Consider the following 25,946-nt stretch of genomic DNA (forward strand, 5'->3'; position numbering starts at 1 on the left):
ATCAGGAGCGTTTTCGCGGCATCATGCGCAACAACGTATTATCCTTCCAGAAATAGTGATGTAGCAGAGCCGCGGCGGCATGCAGGCCAATGACAAAATAACCCAGGTTTGCCAGCGTTTCGTGCCATGATTTCAGCATATCGGCCAGTTCAAAATTGGCTTCTGCCGCATGTGGCATAACAATGCCGAATGCAACCCACGGATTTCCCCGGTTATACATCATCACCAGGCCAATAATCGGCAGCGCAATAAACAGCAAATAGATAACCAGATGCCCCAGATGCGCCATGCCAATCATCATCGGCTTCGGTTTTGGTTCAATCGGTGGTGCCGGATACTTAAGTCTGACCAGCAGACGCGCCACCATCAACGCTAAAATCGTGATACCACAGGAAACATGCACCATGTTGAACCCGGGACGATAGCTGCGCGGGAAAAATCCGCGAAACTCCATGGCACTGTAGGCCACAATGACCAACAAAAAGACCAGCCAGTGAATGCCAATTTGCAGGCCAGAATACTTCTTCCCCATAACACTTCTCGAATAAAAACAATAATGCGTCAACATAACGGGCTTTTGTTAAAAATTCATTAAGTTTTGTTCACCCATTTTCAGTCAGTTACGTTTAACCGCAAAAACAGCTATTGCCGCGGATGCCTGACTGGACTATGCCTGGTAGGGAAAATATGTCGTACCGTCTCATCCTGACAGGAGAAAACCATGAATAAAATTGGCATTAACGGTTTTGGTCGTATCGGTCGTCTGGTATTGCGTCGGCTACTGGAGGTCAAAAGCAGCGTGGAGGTCGTCGCTATCAATGACCTCACCTCACCGAAAATCCTCGCTTATCTGTTAAAACACGATTCAAACTACGGCCCGTTTCCCTGGAGCGTCGACTTTACCGAGGACGCACTGATTGTCGATGGTAAAAAAATTGCCGTTTACGCCGAAAAAGAGGCAAAAAATATTCCGTGGAAAACGACTGGCGCAGAGATCATCATCGAATGCACCGGTTTTTATACCTCAACAGAAAAAGCCAACGCGCACCTGGATGCCGGGGCCAAAAAAGTGCTGATATCCGCCCCGGCTGGGGATATGAAAACCATTGTCTTTAACGTCAACGACGACACGATGGATGCCAGCGATCGGATTATCTCTGTCGCGTCGTGCACCACCAACTGCCTGGCGCCGATGGCAAAAGCGCTGCATGACAGCTTCGGTATTCAGCTTGGCACCATGACCACTATCCATGCTTACACCGGAACGCAATCACTGGTTGATGGCCCTCGCGGGAAAGATCTGCGCGCCTCACGCGCGGCAGCAGAAAATATCATTCCTCATACCACCGGTGCGGCGAAGGCGATTGGTCTGGTGATCCCGGCCCTGAGCGGGAAATTAAAAGGCCACGCCCAGCGTGTTCCGGTAAAAACCGGATCCGTTACGGAACTGGTGTCGATTCTGGGTAAAAAAGTCACTGCGGAAGAGGTTAACGACGCGCTGAAAAAGGCAACGCTGAACAATGCATCATTCGGCTATACCGACGAAGAAATTGTCTCGTCAGATGTCATTGGCTCACATTTCGGTTCAGTATTTGATGCAACACAAACCGAGATCACCGAAGTGGGCGATCTGCAACTGGTAAAAACCGTGGCCTGGTACGATAACGAATACGGTTTTGTCACCCAACTTATCCGTACGTTGGATAAATTTATCACGCTTTAGTGTTATGGCGGAGGATCGCCTCCGCCTCGTTTCATTTCCCGCTAATTCAATACGTTGTGAGTCTCTCCCCGTTTTCAACCCACTAAGTGTGCTATAGCTAACCTTTGCCACAAAGGGAGCACAGTAATGGAAGCACTGAGTCGAGAAACGTTAGAAACTATGATCGCGCAAGCCGTTGCCCACGCCGCCACCGTCTCAGTCTGGCCAATGGGTGAAGCCCCCGGAGCAAAAAACAGCGATGCGGTATTTACCCCCGAACCCAGACATACGGGAACCTCTCATTACGATCGTGCGGTAACCGGTATTCGTGCCCCAGAAATCACCGTCTACGCCCCCGCAAAACCGAATGGTGTGGGAATACTTGTCACCCCCGGCGGCTCTTATCGACGCGTAGTGCTGGACAAAGAAGGTAGTGCGCTGGCGCCCTTTTTTAATGCCCGCGGTTATACTCTGTTTGTCATGACCTATCGCTTGCCGGGGGATGGTCACGAGGAAGCGTCAAACGCACCGTTGGCCGATGCCCAACGCGCTATGCGCTACATTCGGGCTAACGCACATGAATGGGGAATCGATCCTTATCGTATCGGTATACTGGGCTTTTCCTCCGGCGGTCATGTGGCAGCCAGCCTGGGAACACGTTTTACTGAATCGGTTTATACGCCCCTCGATAGCGTAGACGAACAACCCGCCCGCCCCGCGTTCATGGCGCTGGTCTATCCGGTGATTAGCCTGCGTGAGAATATCGCTCACCCAGGCTCTCGCCTTGAATTAGTTGGCACGACCCCCGAAGAAAAGGACCTGCACCGCTATTCACTTGAAGAACGAGTTGAGAACACAACGCCGCCGACATTCCTGCTACACGCCATTGACGATCCGGCGGTGAAGGTAGAAAACAGCCTGGTCTTCTTTAATGCGCTACGTGAGCAGGACGTTCCGGTCGAAATGCATCTGTTTGAACGCGGTAAGCACGGATTTGGTATTCGCGATGCGCAAGGGTTACCGCTGGCCATCTGGCCGGAAATGATGATGAACTGGGTAGCCACTAAAGTGTGAGGATGGCGCCGGGTGGCGTACAGACTCACCCGGCGAAAAACTTAGGACTGCAGATACACCACTTGCGTTTGCAGGTATTCGTTCAGACCATGTTTACCATCAGCCCCGCCAATCCCGGACTTACGCCAGCCCGCGTGAAAGCCCTGCATCGCCTCGAAGTTTTCTCGATTAATATAGGTTTCGCCAAACTTCAGCCCCTTAATCGCCTTCATTGCCGTATTCAGATTCTGCGTATAGATCGATGAGGTCAGACCGTAGTCGCTGTCATTGGCCATTGTCAACGCCTGTTCCAGCGTATCAAACGCCACCACCGGCAGCACCGGACCAAACGTCTCCTCGTGCATAATCGCCATCTCCTGGCGCACGTCTAACAGTAACGTCGGTGGATAGTAATAACCTTTGCCGGCAACGGATTTACCGCCCAGCACCACTCTGGCCCCTTCCTGCACCGCTCGTGCGACTTTCTGTTCCACACGTGCCAGCGCAGCCGCATTAATGAGCGGCCCCATCGCGATGTCATTACGCTCTGCCGGATTGCCAAACTGGACGGCTTTCATTGCCTCTCCCAGACGATTCACAAACTGGTCATAGATACCTTTCTGGACATACACGCGTTCGGCACAGTTGCACACCTGACCGGTATTGATCACCCGCGAGTCAACAATCGCCTTCACGGCCAGTTCAAGGTCAGCATCATCCATGACGATTGCCGGCGCTTTGCCGCCCAGCTCCAGACATACCTTAGTGATATTTTTCGCTGCCGCAGCCATGATTTTCTCGCCCGCCACAACGCTGCCGGTCATGCTCACCATCGCCACTTTGGGATTCCCGGCAAGTTCCTGACCGACCGTTTCACCGCGTCCAAGCACCAGGTTAAAGACTCCGCGCGGTAAACCAATGTCATCAACAATTTTGGCAAAGGCGATGGCGTTATTCGGTGTGAATTCACTCGGCTTAATGACAATGGTATTCCCCGTCAGCAAGGCGGGAGCCAGTTTGCGGGCAATCAGGAAAAACGGGAAGTTCCACGGCAGAATGCCCGTCGTCACGCCCAGTGCACGCTTAAACAGCAGAATATTCTCGCCCGGGCGGTCGCTTTGCAGGATCTCACCTTCATAACGACGTGCCCATTCCGCCATGTAATCGATATAGTCGGCGGTAAATGAGACTTCGACCTCGGCCAGTTGCTGTATTTTTCCACCTTCCGCCACAATCAACGCACTGATTTCAGCGGCTCGCTGACGGATGCCCGCAGAAATTTTGCGTAACCAGTTCGCCCGTTCAATAGCTGGCAGAGCTTCCCATTGCGGCTGAGCACGCTGTGCGGCATCGATCGCTTTACGCGCATCTTCAGCGCCCCCATCGGGAATACGCGAGATAATCTCTTCGGTCGCTGGATTGATGACATCAATCCAGGCATCGTCGTGCCAGGTCACAAACTGCCCATCAATATACATAGGATGTTGTACGGGTACTGACATGCGCTTCTCCTGTGATTGATTTGTTTTTAACAAGTAAAACTATTGTTAATTAATACCAATCATGCATGACGCATTACTGCTGGAATTGTCGTTCTGTGAGCCGCTTCATAAAAGCATCTGGTAATGTCATGGCGGAGGGAAAAAACAGGCAGGATTTATGCCCGTTTGCGGCAAAATGCCGACAAACGGGCAGCAAAGATTACAGCGATCGGCTCGCCAGCAGGTCAGTCAGCGCCGTATCGTTTTGCAGATGCAACCATGCATCCTCAACATTCTGCGGAATATCAACATGGGCGATAAAATCACGACCACGAGGGCCATAGCCGGTTGCATCATCGCGCAGTCTCGGCAATTCGCCGGTAATCAGTGAAAGATAGCGATCCACAGACCACAGCCCCTCCGCAGTTGGCGCGAAATCCACACCACCGTTCTGTAGAGTCAACTCAGGGATAAAACCGGGAAAACTCAACCAGCGCGGCGCCTGCAGAAAATCACGGGTTACACGCTGAAACGTCGCCATCGTGCGGCGTTGCATTGTAGGGTCCTGCACCACAATGACCGTGTGAATATTTTCTGTCGCCTGGTTCAGTAAGGCACAGCTAAAGCGTGCATTCTCACCGCAGTTTGTTGACTGGTCTTCCACCCAAATCGTCTCACCCGGAATTTGCCAGAACTGGTGCGCAATATCAGCCAGGATCGCAGCTTCTGCTCGTCCGCTGGTGCGGATGATGTTATAGCGAGGATGCTCTGCAATCGCGTCATACAGAAAGCGCGTAGAATGACCGATGCCACCGCTAATCAATAAGGGAACCTGTTGTTCTTTCGCGATCCGACAGGCGGCGTCGATGGTCGGAATAACCGCATTGCCCGCCAGAATCACGCAGTCTGACTGAACGGTGATGTTCTCCATAAAATCATTCTGCGCCAACCATCGCCCTACGGTATTTATCGCCGCAAGGGTGGCTGCGGAAAGTATCGGGAACTGACTCATACTCATAACTCCTGGTGTTTATTCTTTACCGGGTACAGATGCCGGATGGCGGCTATGCCTTATCCGGCCTACGGTCCAGCATCGCGTCACCCCGTAATCTGCTCCATCGCCTGCAGAATACGTTTATCGGAGATCGGATATGGTGTGCCAAGCTGCTGGGCAAAATAGCTGACTCGCAGCTCTTCTATCATCCAGCGGATCTCTTTGACATCATCATCTTCACGCCGCGCGGGCGGCAGTTTATTGAACCACTGCTGCCAGGCCTGCTGCACACTATCTACTTTCAGCATCTGCGCCCGATCGCGATGTGGATCAATCGCCAGTTTCTCCAGCCGTTTTTCAATGGCCTGCAAATAACGCAACGTATCGCCCAGGCGTTTGAATCCATTGCCGGTGACAAATCCACGGTACACCAGCCCGCTCATTTGCGCTTTGATATCCGAAAGCCCCAGCGCCATGGTCATATCCACACGCCCTTTCAGACGTTTGTTGATATTAAATACCGCTGTCAGGATCTGTTCGACCTGCTTCGCAATATCGACCACTGTGTCATTCAGCTCAGCCCGCACTTTTTCGTGCAACGCCGCAAAGCCCTCTTCCGTCCACACCGGGCCGCCGTTAGCGTCGATAAGTCTATCCACACCGCAGGAGATACAGTCGTCAATCAAATCCAGCACTTTGCCATACGGGTTAAAATACAGCCCCAGCTTCGCTTTGTTGGGCAGTTTCTCGTGTAAATATTTGATAGGTGATGGAATATTCAGCAACAACAGGCGGCGTAAACCGCACCACATCGCCTGCTGTTGCTCCAGCGGATTATCAAACAGTTTGATAGCAACGCTGTCACGCTCATCCACCAGCGCAGGCCACGCTTTGACTTTATAGTTGCCGCGTTTTTGCTCGTAACTTTCCGGCAACTGGCCGAAGCTCCAGATGTGCAATCCACTCTGTTCGATACCGTCATCGGCCACCGCAGACAATGTTTCCTGAACTTTGCCCTTCAGCGCATCTTTCAAATCCTGTAGCGAACGCCCTTCCTGCAGCTTCTTGTTCTTATCATCCACGACCCGGAAGGTGATTTTTAGGTGATCGGGCACCTGATCCCAGTGCCAGTCTTCACGGTCAACGGTGACGCCGGTCATGCGGCGTAGTTCACGCTCCAGCGAGTCCAGCAGCGGCAGTTCCAGCGGCGTTACTCGGCCTAAAAACGCTTCCGCATAGTTAGGTGCGGGTACAAAGTTGCGTCGTACCGGTTTTGGTAACGACTTAATCAGGGCGATCACCAGTTCGCGGCGCAGCCCCGGAATTTGCCATTCAAAACCGCTCTCTTCGATCTGGTTAAGCAGCGGCAGCGGAATATGCACGGTCACACCATCCGCATCAGCGCCGGGTTCAAACTGATAGCTCAGGCGCAGTTTGAGATTGCCCTGATGCCAGAAGTTCGGGTAATCCAGCTTGCTGATTTTCTCCGCGCCCTCTTTGATGAGCATGCTCTTTTCAAAGTTGAGCAGATCCGGTGTCTCGCGGCTAACCTTCTTCCACCAGCTGTCAAAGTGGCGGGCAGAAACCACATCATGGCTGATGCGCTGGTCGTAAAACTCAAACAGCGTCTCATCATCGACCAGAATGTCGCGACGGCGTGATTTGTGCTCCAACTCTTCCACTTCCGCACGCAGCTTGAGGTTGTCACGGAAAAACGCATGGCGAGTTTGCCAGTCGCCTTCCACCAACGCATGGCGGATGAACAGTTCACGCGACAGGACTGGATCGATCTGGCTGTAGTTCACCTTACGGGCGGCCACAATCGGTAAGCCGTAAACGGTGACCTTTTCTGTCGCCATTACAGCACCCTGCGCGCGTTCCCAGTGCGGTTCACTGTATGAACGTTTGATCAGATGCTGGGCAACCGGCTCCACCCACTCGGGATCGATACGTGCGGCAATACGTCCCCACAGGCGGCTGGTTTCCACCAGCTCGGCAACCATCGTCCATTTCGGTGGTTTTTTAAACAATCCAGAACCGGGGAAGATCGAGAAGCGGGCGTTACGCGCGCCGGTAAATTCCTGTTTATCGGCATCTTTCATTCCGATATGCGAGAGTAACCCGGTCAACAGCGCAACGTGAATTTCCCGATACTCAGCAGGTTCGCTATTAACCGGAATACCCAACTCTTTCACTACCTGGCGCAGTTGCGTGTAGATATCCTGCCACTCTCGCACGCGCAGGTAGTTTAGAAAATCAAGTTTGCACTGGCGACGGAACTGGTTTGACGACAGCGCTTTTTGCTGCTCGCCAAGATAGTTCCACAGGTTCACAAACGCGAGGAAATCAGACTCTTTGTCGTGGAAGCGGCGGTGTTTCTCGTCAGAAGCCTGTTGCTTGTCCATTGGACGCTCGCGCGGGTCCTGAATGGACAGCGCCGAGGTAATGATCATCGCTTCACGTACGCAGCCATGTTTTTGCGCTTCCAGCACCATGCGCGCCAGACGCGGATCCACCGGCAGTTGCGACAGCTGACGGCCCAACGGCGTTAACTTGTAAGCGGTTGCCTGTTCGTCGGTGGTTATCGCCCCCAGCTCTTCGAGCAGGCGTACCCCGTCCTGAATATTGCGTTTATCCGGTGCTTCAACGAACGGGAATGCCGCGATATCCCCCAGTCCCAGCGCAGTCATCTGCAAAATAACGGATGCCAGGTTGGTACGCAGGATCTCCGGGTCGGTAAACTCCGGGCGCGACAGGAAATCGTCTTCGGAATACAGGCGAATACAGATCCCTTCCGAAACACGACCGCAGCGGCCTTTACGCTGGTTCGCAGAAGCCTGCGACACCGGTTCAATCGGCAAACGCTGGACTTTAGTACGGTAGCTGTAACGGCTAATACGCGCAGTGCCCGGGTCAATTACATATTTGATCCCCGGCACGGTTAGCGAGGTTTCCGCCACGTTGGTAGCCAGCACGATACGGCGGCCGCTGTGCGACTGGAATACGCGGTTCTGCTCGCTGTTAGAAAGACGCGCATAGAGCGGTAGCACTTCGGTATGGCGCAAATCCAGCTTATTCAGCGCATCCGCAGTATCGCGAATTTCGCGCTCGCCGCTCATGAAGATCAGAATATCGCCCTGACTTTCACGGCCTAACTCATCTACGGCATCAAAAATTGCCTGCAGTTGGTCACGCTCGGTGTCATCTGCATCTTCAACAATCGGGCGATAACGCACTTCCACCGGGTACGTTCGACCGGAGACTTCGATAATCGGCGCGTTATTGAAATGCTTTGAAAAACGCTCCGGGTCGATGGTCGCCGAAGTGATAATAATTTTGAGATCCGGACGACGCGGCAGGAGTTCTTTCAAATAGCCGAGCAGAAAATCGATATTCAGACTGCGTTCATGCGCTTCATCGATGATGATGGTGTCGTACTGCATCAGCAGCCGATCCTGCTGAATTTCCGCCAGCAGGATACCGTCAGTCATCAGCTTAACCATGGTGTTGTCACTGACATGATCGCTGAAACGCACTTTATAACCGATACAGCCGCCCGGCTCGGTTTGCAACTCTTCCGCAATACGGTTCGCCACGGTGCGCGCCGCCAGACGGCGCGGTTGAGTATGGCCAATCAGCCCTTTCACCCCACGCCCCAGCTCCATACAGATTTTCGGTAACTGGGTGGTTTTCCCCGAACCGGTCTCACCGGCCACAATCACCACCTGATGGTCGCGAATGGCGTCCAGAATATCCTGCTTTTTCTGGCTGACGGGCAGGTTTTCCGGATAGGTAATCTCCGGACGCGCCGCTTCGCGCAGCACGACTTTACCTGCTGCCTGCGCGATCTCTTTCGCCATCTCCTGGTAAATGGCCTGTTGTGCATCAGGATTTTTAACCTTCTTCACGCCGTGCAGGCGGCGGGCAAAACGCTGTCTGTCGCGCAGCATCAGTGAGTCCAGCTGTTGCTGCAGCATGTTGAAGGTTAATTTTTGTTGTTCTGTCATAGCGTTAGAGGGCAGTGCTCTGCCGGGTTAAATCTCTTGTAGATGATAGGTATAGAGTACCACATCGGCGCTTTTCATGTGTTGTTCAATAATTTCGAACATAGGATTCGATATATTGCGCTATCACTGCGGCAGGATTGTGAATAAAGTGTCAACAAGCAACGGGGCACATCCCCTTCAAACACATAAAAGGAAACACCCATGAGCAAGGTATTAGTTCTTAAATCCAGTATTCTGGCAGGGTACTCTCAGTCTGGTCAGTTGTCTGATTATTTTGTTGAACAGTGGCGTGAAAAGCACTCCGCTGATGAAATCACCGTCCGTGACCTGGCTGCAAATCCTGTTCCGGTGCTGGATGGCGAGCTGGTGGGTGCGATGCGCCCGAGCGATACGCCGCTGACGCCACGCCAGCAAGAAGCGCTCGCGCTGTCCGATGAACTGATCGCTGAGCTGAAAGCGCATGATGTGATTGTTATCGCCGCGCCGATGTATAACTTCAACATCCCAACGCAACTGAAAAACTACTTCGACCTGATTGCCCGTGCTGGCGTGACCTTCCGTTACACCGAGAAAGGCCCGGAAGGTCTGGTAACAGGAAAACGTGCGATCGTGCTGACCAGCCGTGGTGGTATCCATAAAGATACGCCGACCGACCTGATCACCCCGTATCTGAATGTGTTCCTGGGCTTTATCGGTATCACCGACGTGAACGTCGTCTTCGCGGAAGGCATTGCTTACGGTCCGGAAGTGGCATCTAAAGCACAATCCGATGCAAAAGCGGCAATCGACAGCGTCGTCGCTGCCTGATGATTGACCCTCTCACCATCCGGTGGGAGGGTTTTTACTTCTTTGCCTGCTTCCCGTGAATGCGATTAATATCACGCCAGATGGTTGCGTAATCCCTGCACTTCGCCAGATTCTCTTCCCAGCAATGCTGTAAAAATTGTTCCGGCTCCGCGACATCCCGGCTTAACAGCTTGAATACCCAACGATTCCAGACATACCACTTGAAAAGCCACATGATTTCACCCCAGGACGCTACCGGAGGGGAACTATATCAACATCGATATCATGCAGTGTGGCAACTATTGCGATATCGATGAATAATTCATGTGAATGCAATACTTGTCAGCTCCTGCTCAGAAATGAATTATTATTTCCTTAACCATTTCCCATTTATGCCCTGTACATACTCGCCGGGTTTGGCGCGAGCAACCAGCTTTTGTCCGGCCATTTTCGCCACTTCATCTGGCGGAATGTTGTTACTCTCAGCCAGTTGCTGATAGCTGGCGCTGCGCGCTTTATTAATCTCATTCACCAGCGCCTGCGTTTCAGCATCCGTTTTCAGCGCTACAAGATAGCCGTTAAGCGTTTCACCTACCCGTCCCTGCGTTCTGGCTTCATTCAGCGTCAATGCCCATACGTTGCCGCTCAAAAAACTTAACGCCACCAGGATCGCTACAAGCTGTTTTTTCATCGTGACCTCAGAACAGATCGCTGCGCGATTTCAGTAAACTCTCGACGTCTTTATCCACTTTGATATGGATCTCGTGCTCGATTTTGACGTTCATATTGATAGTGATGGGCTCTTTAGGCGCAGCCACTTCGATTCTGGGGGTACACCCCGCCAGCAGAGATGACGCAAACAGTCCCAGCATGGCAGCTATCGTTTTCATTGTTGTTCCTCACATTCCTTGCCTTCCGGGCAATGGGTTTCTGGCAGCGCTGCATTTTGCTCAAGCCATGCCTGTAAATTGTCGCCAAAACGCAAACTGCGCCATAGCGTAAAGACGTTTTCCTCGTGGGTGTAATTCAAATTAACCGTTCCCACTTTGCCATCCACCCGACTGTTGCCAGTCACCGTTGCCTGCATGGTTAAAACACCGAGGTTATCCAGATTTATTTTCGTCCAGGAATGACTTATTTCCATATAACGCAGCCAGTTAATGGCCGCACCCGCCGCCATATTATCTTTGACGACGGCATCCGCCGTGTCCTTATCAATACGCAACGTCATTGGTCCTGGGTTGGTCAGCCAGCCGTCTTTAATGATCCACTTTTCGTTATTCAGCCATAACGGTAACGCACCGCTGACCGGACCCGACATAGCAAACTGCTTCGGATTTACCGCACTGATGAGTTCGCTGGAGGAGATATTCTGCACCCGTAACAATGCCGGATCGTGCTGCGGCATCCGCAGTTGTTGCATAACCACTTTGCCACCCAGTAGTTCGGCGCTGACATCGCTTAACAGCAACGGATTGTCTTCACTCCAGGGATACCCGCCCTGCAGATCGGCGGTGATGTTTGTCGCAGCAACCTGATTCACAACTTCTGCAATACGTAATGACACCGGCCCCCGCGTACCCAGTTGCCATACGCCTTCGCTAAAACGAAACGGCAGCACAAAATCGACACCGTTAATTTGGTTATCAGGCATACAGGCACTACCCCCTTTCAGTACACCGTGCCCCCCCGCCTCAAAGCCCTGCTCCGGCGCGGCGGAGAACGCCACCTGCGCATAAAGTTCACCTTCGCGCAGATTCATTTTCCAGTCCGGTGGTACCAATGGCTGGAAAACGGTGAGTGATTGTTTTGGCCACCAGGCCTGGCCACGCAGGCGAATCCCATCCCAGCGCCCATTCAACTGTACAGGACCAATTGCTCCGGCATGAAGTTGACCTTTGAACTGGAAAATCGTCGGATCAGTCCCTTCAACACTGAACTTCAGCGTTGAAGGAGGTAAGACGCTGCCCCCGCTAAAGAGCGTATTTCCGGCATCGAGCGAAAGCGCACCGCTAAACGTCGGTTTTTCGGCATCACGGACCCACACAATCGGCGCATCCATCACCAGACGCGGGTTTTCCACCTTCATGGTGCCGTATTGCAGTTGGTCAAACCCGGTCGAGAGGTCGAAAAGTCTCAGGGTGTTGTCGTGCCACTCCCCTTTGCCCGCGACATCCCAAAGCGCATGCATCGGTGTAAAACTGCCTTTGCCCCAATACCGCCACTGCCAACGACCGGCATCAGGAAGAAAATCATTGGCCAGACCATCAAGGTGTAACTCAAAGTCACCCATCTGGTTCTCATGCGCTCGTAAAATGGCCTGCAGACGCCCATCCACACCGCGCTGTGTCACTTTAACGCCAGCCAATGGCCAGCGAATTTCGTCAATATCGAGTGAATCGATGACTCGCCCACGAGAACGCAGCAATGCCCCTGGCTCGAAAGCGAGCTGCGGATCGATCAGGCTTCCGGTAAGTCTGGCGGGTAACTTCGCGTAGAAGATCAGGTCATCCTGTTTCGCCTCACCGATCAACTGTAACGGCATATCGCTACTATCCACACCGAGCCTACCTGGCCCTAACGTTAATACGGCGTTTCCTTTACCGGCATCGCCTTGCGTCAGAATGTTCAGACGCCCACTCACCACGGCATTTTCCAGACCGGCCTGCCAGTTTTCAACTTTCACCCCCAGACGCCCACTTAACGGGAACCCCTGATAAGGCCAGTTCCAGCGACCGTCACTGATAGTCAGTTGCTGACGCGTTATTTCCCATGGCAGATCGAGAAGCGGATCGACCGCATCCCGTGCCATGACGATCAGTTGTCCGCTGTTTTCTTGCCACTCAAGTTCGGCGTCAACCAGCGTTGGCTCCTGCGGCAAGCTCAGAGTAGCAACCGCATGCCCGCTCACTGGTAGTCCATCAGGAACCAGCGGCATGGTAAATTCACCGACCAGTTTTATCGGCGGCTGCCCTTCAAATGCTGCAACATCCAGCTCATTTACCGTCAGATTCTGTCCGTGCAGACGCCCCTGAAATTTAACTTTTTCACCCTGGTAGCGCAGCTGCTGGGTAGAGGGCGTTAGCGAGAGCGACAGTTTCCCCTGCCACTCCTGCCATGGAGAGAGAATAACGTTGTCGATGTTAATCCAGGTATTGGGTAGCATTGATTGCCATTCAGCCAGCGTTTTTGGCGCTACCGGCGAGGGTTCTGCCTGCGGCAATTTGGCCAGGCAAGCCGAGTCGAGCTCAATTGTCCCAACATTAAGCAACCAGCGACTGGGGTGAGAGAGCTCTGCCTGAGTAATGCGCGCTAGCGGGCAATCATCGACCAGATAGCGAAGTTCCGGGATATGCAGCCCATGCCATGTCAGCCGTGGGCTCTCATCCAGCGCAATACGCGTGCCGACAGGCAACCAGACGCCCACCAGCGTGGGAACCCACAGGCCAAGGGTCATGACCAACGTCAGCGGCACGAGAATCAATAATAAGAGGAGTGCCAGAACGGCTTTATATTTACCCTTCATGGGTAGTTAATATCCTGATTTAGCGAAAATTTAAGCCGGTTTAGGCCAGTATTGTGGCATGTTTAGCTAAACATGCCCACCTTAAGAATAGATACCATTGAAATATATGTAATATTTATAGGTTGTGGGTAATAAAAAATAGTGGTCTCTCAGTGAGATACCCTGTACCACATCCGTCAGTGCCGCAGAAAACCGACCATTTTTTCGCCCTATTAGCCCTATGCCGTGCCTCATTTCTGATGAAAGGCAATGCCCAATAATTTGTCGAGCACAATATTAACCAGCGAAATAGCAATCTTCTCAACCTGAGCTCTTGCTGCAATTTCCACCGTGTTTTTATATTGTCGCAGCAGTTGATCTCTGGCGTAGAGCAACGCCTCCAGTTCACTGTCACTCAGTTTTCCCTGCCCACGAAGACGCAGCCAGTACGCAATTTTCTTACCGGTATCGTTTATTACCTCATTCGTATCTTTTGCTGCCGAGAGCAAGAGCGCTTTCAGTTGTTCTTTAATGGATTCAGCAACCTCATTTTTAATCGCATTCATGGCATCATCAATATCTGACATTTTTCATCCCCTATTTTACAACAGACCCCACACGGGAACTTTCTCCCCGAATGGCCAGATCGTAGTTCAACTTAACTACATCGGTTTTTTCATCCGCATAGACGACGCTAAATAACTTTTTATCCTTCATCGCCATTCGGCAATCACTCTCAAAGACATTATCGAGGTAATGAATAGCCCGTACACGTGAGTCATCATGTTTGCCTGCAGCATATTCCGTCGCCTCACGGAACTTGAGGTCCCCGGTATCGCAAGTAGCCTTTACCTTAGTTTCATCAAAGGTATTCCCGGGTTTAGCTGTATTATCTTCGAGAAATTTAAGGTGGAACGCCTTTAAATTTGTGAAGTTCTGGTACGCGCCTGCATCGTAGTGTGAAACGAATAAGGCACACCCACTCAGTAAAAGGAAAGTGCAAAACATTAGCGGGGCAGCGTATTTAAGCACTATATTAGATCGTTTCATTTTTCACTCTCCGCGATACCCCATGATGGCAAACAGCGTTTCCCCTCCTTGTACATCGCTGGCAAGGAATCCGTCGACGGTGAGCGCCAACGGGCGTCGTGTCACCGAATTACCAACATTACCGCCAATAATTTCAATCTCATTAGTGCCTACGGAAACAACTAAGTCGGTGTGACTGCTGTAGTTGCCCAGATGCTGATGATCGTAATCAACGACTTTGTCGGGGTCTCTGTCCCAACAAACTAAATCCCCCACCTGCGGTTTACGCTCATTCAGCCTGTATCCCCAGTACAACGCTTTAGCATTACCCTGATTTCTGTCGCGGATCGATTTGCTGATGTACGTCGCATGCGAAGCAGAGTAGGAAAAACGCTCCCCCGCGCCAGCCTGACGTATGGCCCATGAAATGAACGCCGCCGACCACGGCCAGTCATGATCTCGCCCGTCCAGATCGTCCCGCCCGATTTTTGCCCAATACAGGCCAACACGTTGCCACCAGCCATCCTCACCCTCTTTGTGCCCGGAATGAAGAAGGCCACCATTGCGGTTGTAGCGCTGCTCGCCAAAAAAATGCCACTCGTCAGCGGCGATCGACGCGGCGTTATCCGCAAAACCAGAAACGGGTGCTTCCTCACCAAAATACGGAACGCTGGGTTGTTCCACCGGAGGTATCGATGTCTGAGTGATTGATATATCAGGTAAGGGCCTGACGGGTATACCGTTAGCGTTAATGGGGACCTGCGAAAGATCCCAGTTGCCGCGATCTATTTCAAATCGCAAACATTTTGTACGATAAACGGTAGGATGAAGTTCGGGGTTGCTATGGTTGGCTAACCATGAATTTCTCACTTCAACATACTGGGAAATCCAGGTGTGTTCATCACCGCCACTGGCTGGAGGCACCTCACGAAACTGGGCGCGCAAGAACGTCAAAATAGTGCCGCTATGAACAAATGAGTCATAGATGACCAGAAATGAGAGCGCATCTTTAAAACCAAAGTCCTGTGCCCATTTCAGCGCAGGCAGATAGTAGCGCTCATCAAAGAACCGATCCTGTACCGATTTCATTATCGGATCATCGCGCCCTGCTCGTCGTAATAAGTCCTTAAACGGTTCATTGTCAACCAGTGCGATATTGCCTATCTTTGCAACAAACGGAGCAAGATCGGCGCTGAATCGCCCATTTGCATTAACGTAGCGGGTCACCAGATCCTGCAATTTGCTGTATTCCGTAGTTTGTGAACGACCGTAAGTGATCTGCCTGATCCCGTGAGGACCATCATGGAATATCGCGATAGCCGAGTAATCGCCTTCGGCCGAGCCGGTTTCAAACGCATTCAAAACTCGTTCACAAAGACTTTTCTGTGCGGGTGTAAGTATCATGATGCCCTCTCTGTCGATAGTTAACCGTTACACTTCACTTACTTTTCGGACTGTCGGATTTACCCGGTGCTGCTGGTTTTGGGCCAGTTGAACGGACCTGTATAACCCGTTGAAGAATATCGAACCAGAAAGGTCCGCCGAGTGAGACGGCGAAAATAGTCACCAGCAGGCCCACCACTTTTGCCAGCCATTCAGCCCCCCCTTGCGGCCATCCTTTCCAGCCCAGTTCGAAGCCTGCAGACTGCATAACGGCAATCGCGTGGTTATATTTGCCTTTAGCTGTCGCGATGCGCTCCTTGTCCTGAGCCTGATTTTTCGCCTCATTGACTTCCTGCTGCGCGATCGCCACCATTTTTTCTCGAACATCAGGATTGGAGGCCAGCACAGTCGCAAGGTTGAGGGTGTCAATATTCCCCCCAAGAACCAGAACGGTGGCGACAATCAACGTGATAGTCTGCATTTTTCGTTTATACCAACCCGAGGCGCGATCCATTACCGCATCAAACTGTTTTGCAACCGCGTTGCGAAACGTGGCCGCGTTATTGCCCGTCTGCGCCACCACTGTTTCGAGGATGCCTTTGATCCGATTATTTTTGGCATTTCCCGGCATGGCATTCACTCCAGCGGAGAGCGTTGCCATCGCACTTTTGCTGACAACTAACGCCTCCACGACTTGCGCGACAATGTCTGGGGGAATATAGGAAGGACGCCCCTGGTTTCCTTTACTTAGGGACTGAATTAACGGATGTTCAAAAAACTGAGTAATAAATTGCTGATTTTGCGACAGATCGCCTGAAAGGAACTCGTTCAGCGCCACGTCAAGATTTTGACTACGAATACGGGTCCACGCAGAAATAGCTTCAACAATCGCGGTACATGCTATCCCAAACATGAAATACACAGTCATTATCCCAATTAATATATCAAGCGTTTCAAGTCCAAACATATTGTCTCCCTCACGGTGAAGAGCGTTTGGTCAACCGATAGCAGAACCATGCGGGTTGCTTCCTGAAAATATGAGTCAGAAACAGTGAGTATTCGGTAAGAGGTTCGTAGTAATTACTAGCGCGGTATCAATCAGAAGTCTGATGTCCTTTGGCTAGCCACATGCGTTATCTAATAAACAGTCACTAATAAAATATTACTATCCTGTCAGTCCAAATTAAAACCATTTTATTAATGCCATTCCCTGCGGAAATACGTAAATCTTAATTACTCCGATTAATTTTAGTTGGTAATATTCAGAAAAAATCAATAAAGGAAAGACACTCCAACCATGTTTAAAGCAAGGTCAAGCAAAATGAAAACATTAAAATACATAGTTTTCAGTATTTTTATAGCCATACTAAATGGTTGCGGCATGTCCAACACAGGTGTTACCAGTATGGCATCTAGCAGCAATGAAATAAATATATTAACTCAAAAACCAGATTATGCCATTGTCAAGGTTTTGTATGCCACCGATAGAAATTATAACAGCGGCGCACCACCCAACCAATCATATGGAATCAATCGAGCCTCAATCTCCTATGGACTCTGTGAAGTTAGCATTCCTCGACACCACATTATAGGAGTAACTGAACAACCTTCATTTTTAAAGCTTGAGTTCAAAGAAGATCCCAAAAAACACGTGGCCTTACTTGGTGTAACGCCTTTAGCTAAAAATATTTTTTTCAATTACCTTGTATCCACAGTAAGCAATATACCAGAGAAAAAGACCTTCATTTTCGTTCATGGGTATAATGTCTCATTCGCCGAGGCAGCCAGAAAAACAGCTCAAATATACTATGATTTAAACATCGATATGGTCCCTGTTTTTTATAGCTGGCCTTCACAGGCCAGAACTTCTGCTTATACCATCGATGAGCAAAATGCTGAGTGGACACAAACCAACCTAAAAAATTTCCTTATCGACTTTCTTGAGAAATCCGATTCAAAAAATATTTACCTGATAGCCCACAGCATGGGTAATAGAATTTTATCGCGGGCGATTATTGATGTATTGAATACAAATACAGATTATCGAAATCGCATAAAAGAGGTCATTCTAACTGCTCCTGACATAGATGCCGATGTTTTCAAACGAGACATTGCCCCTGCACTGGTGGCACAAGGAGAACCTGTTACTTTATATGCTTCATCAACAGATAAGGCGTTAGCCGCATCCCAGACGATACACCGTTATCCGCGAGCGGGTGATTCGTCTACTGGTTTGATTTATTATCCTGGAATAGAATCGATTGACGCAACTAATGTTGATACTAGCTTTATAGGCCATAGTTACCCAAGCGAAGAACGTTCTGTGCTTTCAGATATTTTTTATCTTATTAATGATAACAAGCGAGCATCCCAACGCATCGGGCTAAGCTACATTGAAGCTGGGCAATACTGGAAAATCAATGAATGAATAAATAATGAATTCAAACATTCTGAATAACACAAGTATACCCTGTTCGGCGATAGTAGACTCCTGGAGACAAGAGTCTACTATCAGTACGAATGTCCATAACCAGGAACGACCAGGTAAAAGCTAACACTCATGTGTCGAACTACATTTAACCTTATGTATTTGCTATATATCTAGTTATGTTAAGACATCCCCCAAGGAAGAATATGACTGTGCCACTTTCGTCTGTCCCTCATCCCTCTGCTCACGGCATTTTGCCTGCTCACGTTAGCCCATCAGGCAACGTTGAGTAAAGTCAAAGAAGCAGAAAGCCAGCTCACCGCACGCGTTTATGCCGAGCTGGATCTCACCCGCGGCGCTGGTGCTATCACGCGTTGACGCCGGGCAAGAGCAGCTCAAACCGTCGCATTAAGTACGGCCTGCCTGACCTGGTCGAGTACTCGCTGGTAACGGAAAAACATCTTGCGGACGGCATGACCGTCGGCGAATTATACGATGCCGCCATCACCCTATGCTGAGTAAAGTGGTTTAAATCCAGCAATGTGCCCACATTAAGAAGAGATACTCTAGAATTATTCATTATATCTATGACTACCAATAACTTTTTAGATTTTGTAAAATAATTTGAACTGAATTAATGTGACGTCAAAATCACTGGAGAAAGTCTTATGAAACTCGCCATCTATAGTACAAAACAGTACGACAAGAAGTATCTGCAGCAGGTTAACGAGGCTTTTGGTTTTGAACTTGAATTCTTTGACTTTCTGTTGACGGAAAAAACAGCGAAAACCGCCCATGGTTGTGAAGCCGTGTGCATTTTCGTCAACGACGATGGCAGCCGCCCTGTTCTGGAAGAACTGAAAAAGCACGGTGTGAAATACATCGCGCTGCGCTGCGCCGGGTTCAATAACGTCGATCTGGACGCTGCGAAAGAGTTGGGCTTGCAGGTTGTACGTGTTCCTGCCTATTCACCTGAAGCCGTCGCCGAACATGCAATCGGTATGATGATGACGCTGAACCGCCGTATCCATCGTGCTTATCAGCGTACGCGTGACGCCAACTTCTCTCTTGAGGGGTTGACCGGCTTTACCATGTATGGCAAAACGGCTGGGGTGATTGGTACAGGTAAAATCGGTGTTGCTGCACTGCGGATCCTGAAAGGGTTTGGTATGCGCCTGCTGGCGTTTGATCCCTACCCAAGCGCTGCTGCGCTGGAGTTAGGCGTTGAATATGTCGATCTTAAAACACTGTTTGCGGAGTCTGATGTTATTTCCCTGCACTGCCCGTTAACACCAGAAAATTATCATCTGCTCAATCACGAAGCTTTTGAGCAAATGAAAAATGGCGTGATGGTTATCAACACCAGCCGCGGGGCGTTGATCGATTCTCAGGCAGCAATCGACGCGCTGAAAAACCAGAAGATCGGTTCCCTGGGGATGGACGTGTACGAAAATGAACGCGACCTGTTCTTTGAAGATAAGTCCAATGATGTGATTCAGGATGATGTGTTCCGTCGTTTGTCAGCCTGTCATAACGTCCTGTTCACCGGGCATCAGGCATTCCTGACTGCCGAAGCGTTGACCAGCATTTCTGAAACAACCTTGCAGAATCTGGCTCAAATCGCCAAAGGCGAAACCTGCCCGAACGCTCTCTTCTAATCATTCCGCTCCCCCGCCTCCGGGGGAGCATTTTCAGATAACCCCCGATGATAAATCTGGCGATATCATTACCATCATGAATGCAATTCCGCCACGAACGTAGAGAAAGTTAATGAAGAAAATTGTCACGCTGATTGCGCTCAGCATGCTTATGGCTGGCTGTGTGAGCAATGGAAAAATTTCCGTCAATCGCGAACAGTTACAGCACCACCGTTTTGTTTTACAGAGCGTCAATGGCAAGCCGGTAACCGTCGCCAATACCCCACCTGAATTAAGTTTCGGTGAAAATATGACGGTGTCGGGAAAAATGTGTAATCAGTTCCACGGTCAGGGCAAGCTGTCCGACGGTGAATTAAAAGTGAAAGGCATGGCAATGACGCGCATGATGTGCGCCGATCCACAGCTTAACGCGCTCGACGGCATCGTCAGCGAGATGTTTAAGCAAGGCGCACAGGTTGATCTGACTGCTGACCAGTTAACACTGGCCACGGCAGAACAAACGTTGACGTTTAAACTGGCAGATTTAATGTAGTAAAAGCAGTGGCTCAATAATTCCCACAGCTTCCGGCGGCAAGCGACTGCTCACTACAGCGTTTGCCGTTAGGTAATGCACACATCCCGATAGCAGAACCATCCAGTTGACGGGCAACGGATAGCGAACCGCCAATCATGGCACAGTTGGCTTCTCCGGAGCTGGACATTGCGGCCTTCATGCCCGGTGCAACGTGTGCGGCGGTTGCCTGCTGAACAGGTTCACTGCTGCAAGCCGATAATAATAACGCGGCACACCCTACCCAAAACGCTGCGCGCATCTTACTCCCCTCTGAATATTAACCAAACGACACAGCCATAAATAATAGGCAGCGGAAACACTGCCGTCGAGAGGCAAAATGCGCATTTATGCGTGCTGTTTACATTTTCTGGCAATTTTTTGGCTCCTCCTTTGATCAAACCATTCATTCTGCTTATTCCCAGGACACAAAAGCGAAAATCTGTCTTTAGCGCTTTTGCTAAAATAGAAAGATATAACTACAGGATTCGCCGCGGTTACGCGGGTCCCTCTTTTTGCGCAATGTAAGGGTGTCAGTATGCAAACAATTGACGGTAATGGTGCGGTTGCTTCGGTCGCATTTCGTACCAGCGAAGTTATCGCCATCTACCCGATTACACCGAGTTCGACGATGGCGGAACAGGCAGACGCCTGGGCCGGGAACGGGCTTAAAAACGTGTGGGGGGATACCCCTCGTGTCGTTGAAATGCAGTCGGAAGGCGGTGCGATCGCGACCGTTCACGGCGCGTTGCAGACCGGCGCGCTCTCGACGTCGTTTACCTCATCGCAGGGCCTGTTGCTGATGATCCCAACGCTGTACAAACTGGCCGGTCAGTTGACCCCATTTGTGCTGCACGTTGCCGCGCGTACCATTGCTACTCATGCGCTGTCTATCTTCGGTGACCATTCCGACGTAATGGCGGTGCGCCAGACGGGTTGTGCGATGCTGTGTGCCAGCAGCGTCCAGGAAGCACAGGATTTCGCACTGATTTCACAAATCGCCACCCTGAAAAGTCGGGTGCCGTTTATTCATTTCTTTGATGGTTTCCGTACTTCGCATGAAATCAATAAAATTGTGCCGCTAGCCGATGACACGATCCTCGGACTGATGCCGCAGGCGGAAATCGATGCTCACCGCGCCCGCGCGCTTAATCCAGAGCATCCGGTTATTCGCGGTACATCTGCGAACCCGGATACCTACTTCCAGTCGCGTGAAGCGACAAACCCCTGGTACAACGCGGTTTACGAAAACGTCGAACAGGCGATGAACGACTTCGCCGCGGCGACGGGCCGCCAGTATCAACCCTTTGAGTATTACGGTCATCCACAGGCGGAACGTGTCATTATCTTGATGGGTTCTGCGATTGGTACCTGCGAAGAAGTCGTCGACGAGTTACTTGCTCGTGGAGAGAAAGTTGGCGTCCTGAAAGTTCGACTGTTCCGCCCCTTCTCCGCCAGACATTTACTGCAAGTATTACCAGAAACGGCGCGTAGCGTTGCCGTTCTGGATCGCACCAAAGAGCCTGGCGCCCAGGCAGAACCGTTGTATCTGGATGTAATGACCGCGTTGGCAGAAGCCTTTAACTGCGGTGAGCGGGAAACCCTACCGCGCGTGATTGGCGGACGTTACGGGCTTTCTTCTAAAGAATTTGGCCCGGACTGCGTGATGGCGGTGTTTAATGAACTGAGCAGCGCTAAGCCCAAATCACGTTTTACGGTCGGTATTTATGACGACGTCACCAATTTGTCGCTACCCCTGCCAGAAAACACCCTGCCCGGTACCGCGAAGCTCGAAGCGCTGTTCTACGGTCTGGGCAGTGACGGTAGCGTGTCGGCCACCAAAAACAATATCAAGATTATCGGTAACTCCACGCCGTGGTACGCGCAGGGCTATTTCGTCTATGACTCGAAAAAAGCAGGTGGCCTGACCGTTTCTCACCTGCGCGTCAGTGAGAAGCCTATCCGTTCCGCGTATCTGGTATCGCAGGCTGATTTTGTCGGCTGCCATCAGTTGCAGTTTATCGATAAATATCAAATGGCCGAGCGTCTGAAGCCTGGCGGTATTTTCCTGCTCAATACCCCGTACAGCGTGGATGAAGTCTGGGCGCGTTTGCCGCAGGAAGTTCAGGCGGTCCTGAATCAGAAGAAAGCCCGTTTCTATGTGATTAATGCGGCCAAAATCGCGCGCGAGTGCGGTCTGGCTGCCCGTATTAACACCGTGATGCAGATGGCATTCTTCCATCTGACGCAAATCTTACCTGGTGACAGCGCGCTGATTGAATTGCAGGGTGCGATTGCGAAAAGCTACAGCAATAAAGGTCAGGATCTGGTGGAACGTAACTGGCAGGCGCTGGCGCTGGCACGTGAATCCGTTGCCGAAGTGGCACTGCAACCGGTTGATCCACACAGCGCCAACCGTCCGCCGGTAGTTTCCGATGCCGCGCCTGATTTCGTGAAAACCGTCACCGCAGCGATGCTCGCCGGACTCGGCGATGCCCTGCCCGTTTCAGCGTTACCGCCGGACGGTACCTGGCCGATGGGTACCACGCGCTGGGAAAAACGCAATATTGCCGAAGAGATCCCAATCTGGAAAGAAGATCTGTGTACCCAGTGTAATCATTGCGTTGCCGCCTGTCCGCACTCGGCCATCCGTGCCAAAGTGGTATCACCAGAAGCGATGGAAAACGCGCCTGCCAGCCTGCATTCGTTGGATGTGAAATCACGCGATATGCGCGGTCAGAAATATGTCCTGCAGGTTGCACCTGAAGATTGCACCGGTTGTAATCTGTGCGTCGAAGTCTGCCCTGCGAAAGACAGGCAAAATCCGGAGATCAAGGCCATCAATATGATGTCGCGCCTTGAGCATGTTGAAGAAGAAAAAGTTAACTACGACTTCTTCCTCAATCTGCCGGAGATTGATCGCACTAAACTGGAACGTATTGATATTCGTACCTCGCAGTTGATAACGCCGCTGTTTGAATATTCCGGCGCCTGCTCTGGCTGTGGTGAAACGCCGTATATCAAACTGCTTACGCAGCTGTACGGCGATCGTATGCTGATCGCCAATGCGACCGGCTGTTCATCGATTTATGGCGGTAACCTGCCCTCAACGCCGTATACCACCGATGCCAATGGCCGTGGACCTGCATGGGCGAACTCACTGTTTGAGGATAACGCCGAGTTCGGTCTGGGCTTCCGTCTGACGGTGGATCAGCATCGTGTGCGCGTCATGCGTTTACTGGAACAGTTTGCCGATAAAATCCCGGCTGAGCTGAATGACGCCCTGCACGCGGAGGCAACACCAGAAGTCCGTCGTGAGCAAGTTGCCGCGCTGCGCCAGCACCTGAAAGATGTCGAAGGCGCACAGCAGCTGTTAACCGATGCCGACGCGCTGGTCGAAAAATCCATCTGGCTGATTGGCGGCGACGGCTGGGCTTACGATATTGGCTTTGGCGGCCTGGATCACGTCCTGAGCCTGACCGAGAACGTCAATATTCTGGTGCTGGATACTCAATGTTACTCCAACACGGGTGGACAAGCATCGAAAGCCACGCCGCTCGGGGCCGTCACCAAATTTGGCGAGCACGGTAAGCGCAAGGCGCGTAAAGATCTTGGCGTCAGTATGATGATGTACGGGCACGTGTATGTTGCACAGATCTCTCTGGGCGCACAGCTAAACCAGACGGTGAAAGCGATTCAGGAAGCGGAAGCCTATCCAGGTCCGTCGCTGATTATCGCCTATAGCCCATGTGAGGAGCACGGTTACGATCTTGCGCTAAGCCACGATCAGATGCGCCAGCTCACGGCTACCGGATTCTGGCCGCTGTACCGCTTTGATCCGCGTCGTGCAGACGAAGGTAAATTGCCGCTGGCGCTGGACTCTCGCCCACCGTCAGACGCGCTGGCTGAGACATTGATGAACGAGCAGCGCTTCCGCCGCCTGAATGCTCAACAACCCGAGGTTGCGGAGCAACTGTGGAAAGACGCAACGGCTGACTTGCAAAAACGCTACGATTTCCTGGCGCAATTGGCAGGAAAAGCAGAAAAAAGCAGCACTGATTAATACGCTCTGTCAGGTATTAACCAGGAGTCAAAAAAAAAGCCCGAACAATTGTTCGGGCTTGTCAATTTATTCGCTGAGTAGTGAGCATTCCTGCCAACATACCAACGACAATAAATTAAGTCGTGACAATAAAGGCATATAACCCGCGCAGAATAACGCAATGAGATTCACTTGTATAATTTTTATTTTATATATTTTCACAACAAAACATTCATGATAATTATCACCATTTCAGCAGAATTATTTATTTAAGGTTTTACTTAAGGCGTAACAATTCATATTTATCTCTTTACGGAACATCTCCTTTAGCATGCTTTTACTCCCTACACGGGTAGTCACAGGTTAATAAAAAAACTAAAGGATTATTTCAATGAACAGAAAAGTATTGGCACTTGTAATTCCTGCACTGTTAGCGGCAGGCGCTGCTCACGCTGCTGAAGTTTATAATAAAGACGGCAACAAATTAGATCTCTATGGCAAAGTAGACGGCCTGCATTACTTCTCCGACGACGCCAACAGCGATGGCGATCAGACTTATATGCGTATGGGCTTCAAAGGTGAAACTCAGGTTAACGATATGATCACCGGTTATGGCCAGTGGGAATATCAGGTTCAGGCTAACGGTACTGAAAGCGGCGATAAAGGTGATTCCTGGACTCGTCTGGCCTTCGCCGGTATTAAAGTTGGCGACTACGGTTCATTCGACTACGGTCGTAACTACGGTGTACTGTACGACGTAGAAGGCTGGACCGATATGCTGCCAGAATTCGGTGGCGACTCCTATACCAAGGCTGATAACTTCATGACCGGTCGTGCTAACGGCGTAGCGACCTACCGTAACACCGACTTCTTCGGTCTGGTTGACGGTCTGAACGTTGCGCTGCAGTATCAGGGCGCGAACGAAAGTCAAAACGGGCAGGAAGGCACCAATAATAGTGGTGACCGTAATGTGAAGAACTCCAACGGTGACGGCTTCGGTATCTCCTCTACCTACGATCTGGGTATGGGCGTAAGCTTCGGTGCAGCATATACCTCTTCCGATCGTACCAACGAGCAGGTAAATCAATCCACTGCTGGCGGCGACAAAGCGGATGCGTGGACTGCCGGTCTGAAATACGACGCGAACAACATCTATCTGGCAACCATGTACTCCGAAACCCGCAATATGACTCCGTATGGCGGCTCAGACGGTCACGACAATACTATTGCCAACAAAACTCAGAACTTTGAAGTCACTGCACAGTACCAGTTCGACTTCGGTCTGCGTCCGGAAGTGTCTTTCCTGATGTCTAAAGGTAAAGATCTGA

At 51.0% G+C, this 25,946-nt stretch carries 21 protein-coding genes and 1 pseudogene; 9 read left to right on the forward strand and 13 right to left on the reverse strand.

Annotation, left to right across the window (positions count from 1 at the left end):
* Position 1: 1 nt before the first annotated feature.
* Positions 2-532, reverse strand: a complete 531-nt coding sequence (cybB, locus tag JTI85_RS12150) for a cytochrome b561 (RefSeq protein ID WP_048211572.1) — start codon at positions 530-532, stop codon at positions 2-4.
* Positions 533-721: 189 nt separating this feature from the next.
* Between cybB and gap the strand changes: the two genes are divergently transcribed.
* A complete protein-coding gene (gene gap / locus JTI85_RS12155; RefSeq protein WP_086523686.1) occupies positions 722-1,723 on the forward strand; it encodes a type I glyceraldehyde-3-phosphate dehydrogenase in 1,002 nt (333 codons plus the stop codon).
* 126 nt (positions 1,724-1,849) lie between these two features.
* Positions 1,850-2,776 (forward strand): alpha/beta hydrolase, encoded by a 927-nt coding sequence (locus JTI85_RS12160; RefSeq protein ID WP_219351556.1) that lies wholly within the window; start codon positions 1,850-1,852, stop codon positions 2,774-2,776.
* Positions 2,777-2,817: 41 nt separating this feature from the next.
* Here JTI85_RS12160 and aldA read toward each other — a convergent pair whose 3' ends face one another.
* The 3 genes from aldA to hrpA all read right to left on the reverse strand — a co-directional run bounded on the left by aldA (position 2,818) and on the right by hrpA (position 9,237).
* Positions 2,818-4,257: an aldehyde dehydrogenase gene (gene aldA / locus JTI85_RS12165; RefSeq protein ID WP_219351557.1), complete on the reverse strand. Its 1,440-nt coding sequence runs from the start codon at positions 4,255-4,257 to the stop codon at positions 2,818-2,820.
* Between the two features lie 199 nt (positions 4,258-4,456).
* Complete coding sequence (locus JTI85_RS12170) at positions 4,457-5,254, reverse strand: YdcF family protein (RefSeq protein ID WP_170927359.1); 798 nt, start codon at positions 5,252-5,254, stop codon at positions 4,457-4,459.
* A gap of 80 nt (positions 5,255-5,334) precedes the next feature.
* Positions 5,335-9,237 carry an ATP-dependent RNA helicase HrpA gene (hrpA, locus tag JTI85_RS12175; protein ID WP_219351559.1) on the reverse strand — a complete coding sequence of 1,301 codons (3,903 nt, stop codon included), beginning with the start codon at positions 9,235-9,237 and terminating at the stop codon, positions 5,335-5,337.
* Between the two features lie 201 nt (positions 9,238-9,438).
* Between hrpA and azoR the strand changes: the two genes are divergently transcribed.
* Entirely contained in the window at positions 9,439-10,044 is a 606-nt protein-coding gene (azoR, locus tag JTI85_RS12180) for an FMN-dependent NADH-azoreductase (protein WP_005126702.1), read from the forward strand.
* A 34-nt stretch (positions 10,045-10,078) separates the two neighbouring features.
* Here azoR and JTI85_RS12185 read toward each other — a convergent pair whose 3' ends face one another.
* The 8 genes from JTI85_RS12185 to JTI85_RS12220 all read right to left on the reverse strand — a co-directional run bounded on the left by JTI85_RS12185 (position 10,079) and on the right by JTI85_RS12220 (position 16,853).
* Positions 10,079-10,258, reverse strand: a complete 180-nt coding sequence (locus JTI85_RS12185) for a hypothetical protein (RefSeq protein WP_048211566.1) — start codon at positions 10,256-10,258, stop codon at positions 10,079-10,081.
* Between the two features lie 132 nt (positions 10,259-10,390).
* The gene (locus JTI85_RS12190; RefSeq protein WP_061067968.1) at positions 10,391-10,714 is read right to left on the reverse strand and encodes a YdbL family protein; all 324 of its coding nucleotides are present in this window, start codon (positions 10,712-10,714) and stop codon (positions 10,391-10,393) included.
* Between the two features lie 7 nt (positions 10,715-10,721).
* Positions 10,722-10,913: a YnbE family lipoprotein gene (locus JTI85_RS12195; protein ID WP_115602002.1), complete on the reverse strand. Its 192-nt coding sequence runs from the start codon at positions 10,911-10,913 to the stop codon at positions 10,722-10,724.
* Complete coding sequence (locus JTI85_RS12200; protein WP_219351561.1) at positions 10,910-13,549, reverse strand: YdbH family protein; 2,640 nt, start codon at positions 13,547-13,549, stop codon at positions 10,910-10,912. Before JTI85_RS12200 ends, JTI85_RS12195 begins: the two co-directional genes overlap by 4 nt.
* 230 nt (positions 13,550-13,779) lie before the next feature.
* Positions 13,780-14,115 (reverse strand): hypothetical protein, encoded by a 336-nt coding sequence (locus JTI85_RS12205; RefSeq protein ID WP_048211557.1) that lies wholly within the window; start codon positions 14,113-14,115, stop codon positions 13,780-13,782.
* 10 nt (positions 14,116-14,125) lie between these two features.
* Positions 14,126-14,578: a hypothetical protein gene (locus tag JTI85_RS12210; protein ID WP_048211556.1), complete on the reverse strand. Its 453-nt coding sequence runs from the start codon at positions 14,576-14,578 to the stop codon at positions 14,126-14,128.
* 3 nt (positions 14,579-14,581) lie between these two features.
* The gene (locus tag JTI85_RS12215; protein WP_219351563.1) at positions 14,582-15,919 is read right to left on the reverse strand and encodes a DUF2272 domain-containing protein; all 1,338 of its coding nucleotides are present in this window, start codon (positions 15,917-15,919) and stop codon (positions 14,582-14,584) included.
* A gap of 76 nt (positions 15,920-15,995) precedes the next feature.
* Entirely contained in the window at positions 15,996-16,853 is an 858-nt protein-coding gene (locus tag JTI85_RS12220; protein WP_219351564.1) for a hypothetical protein, read from the reverse strand.
* A gap of 408 nt (positions 16,854-17,261) precedes the next feature.
* Between JTI85_RS12220 and JTI85_RS12225 the strand changes: the two genes are divergently transcribed.
* The 4 genes and pseudogenes from JTI85_RS12225 (at position 17,262) to hslJ (ending at position 20,558) form a co-directional block, all read left to right on the forward strand.
* A complete protein-coding gene (locus JTI85_RS12225) occupies positions 17,262-18,368 on the forward strand; it encodes an alpha/beta hydrolase (RefSeq protein ID WP_200036281.1) in 1,107 nt (368 codons plus the stop codon).
* 210 nt (positions 18,369-18,578) lie between these two features.
* Positions 18,579-18,880: pseudogene (locus JTI85_RS21425) on the forward strand (class A beta-lactamase LEN-27); the annotation flags it as partial.
* Between the two features lie 156 nt (positions 18,881-19,036).
* Positions 19,037-20,026, forward strand: a complete 990-nt coding sequence (gene ldhA, locus JTI85_RS12230; protein WP_048211554.1) for a D-lactate dehydrogenase — start codon at positions 19,037-19,039, stop codon at positions 20,024-20,026.
* Positions 20,027-20,138: 112 nt separating this feature from the next.
* The gene (hslJ, locus tag JTI85_RS12235; RefSeq protein WP_219351566.1) at positions 20,139-20,558 is read left to right on the forward strand and encodes a heat shock protein HslJ; all 420 of its coding nucleotides are present in this window, start codon (positions 20,139-20,141) and stop codon (positions 20,556-20,558) included.
* A 13-nt stretch (positions 20,559-20,571) separates the two neighbouring features.
* Here hslJ and JTI85_RS12240 read toward each other — a convergent pair whose 3' ends face one another.
* The gene (locus JTI85_RS12240; RefSeq protein ID WP_003020360.1) at positions 20,572-20,838 is read right to left on the reverse strand and encodes a DUF333 domain-containing protein; all 267 of its coding nucleotides are present in this window, start codon (positions 20,836-20,838) and stop codon (positions 20,572-20,574) included.
* Between the two features lie 276 nt (positions 20,839-21,114).
* On the opposite strand from JTI85_RS12240, the gene nifJ reads away from it, so the two are divergent.
* The gene (gene nifJ, locus JTI85_RS12245) at positions 21,115-24,639 is read left to right on the forward strand and encodes a pyruvate:ferredoxin (flavodoxin) oxidoreductase (protein ID WP_048211552.1); all 3,525 of its coding nucleotides are present in this window, start codon (positions 21,115-21,117) and stop codon (positions 24,637-24,639) included.
* Between the two features lie 370 nt (positions 24,640-25,009).
* On the forward strand, positions 25,010-25,946 hold a 937-nt coding region (locus JTI85_RS12250), incomplete at its 3' end, for a porin (protein WP_255574753.1).

The organism is Citrobacter sp. Colony219 (assembly GCF_019382635.1).
GTDB classification, from domain to species: domain Bacteria; phylum Pseudomonadota; class Gammaproteobacteria; order Enterobacterales; family Enterobacteriaceae; genus Citrobacter; species Citrobacter youngae.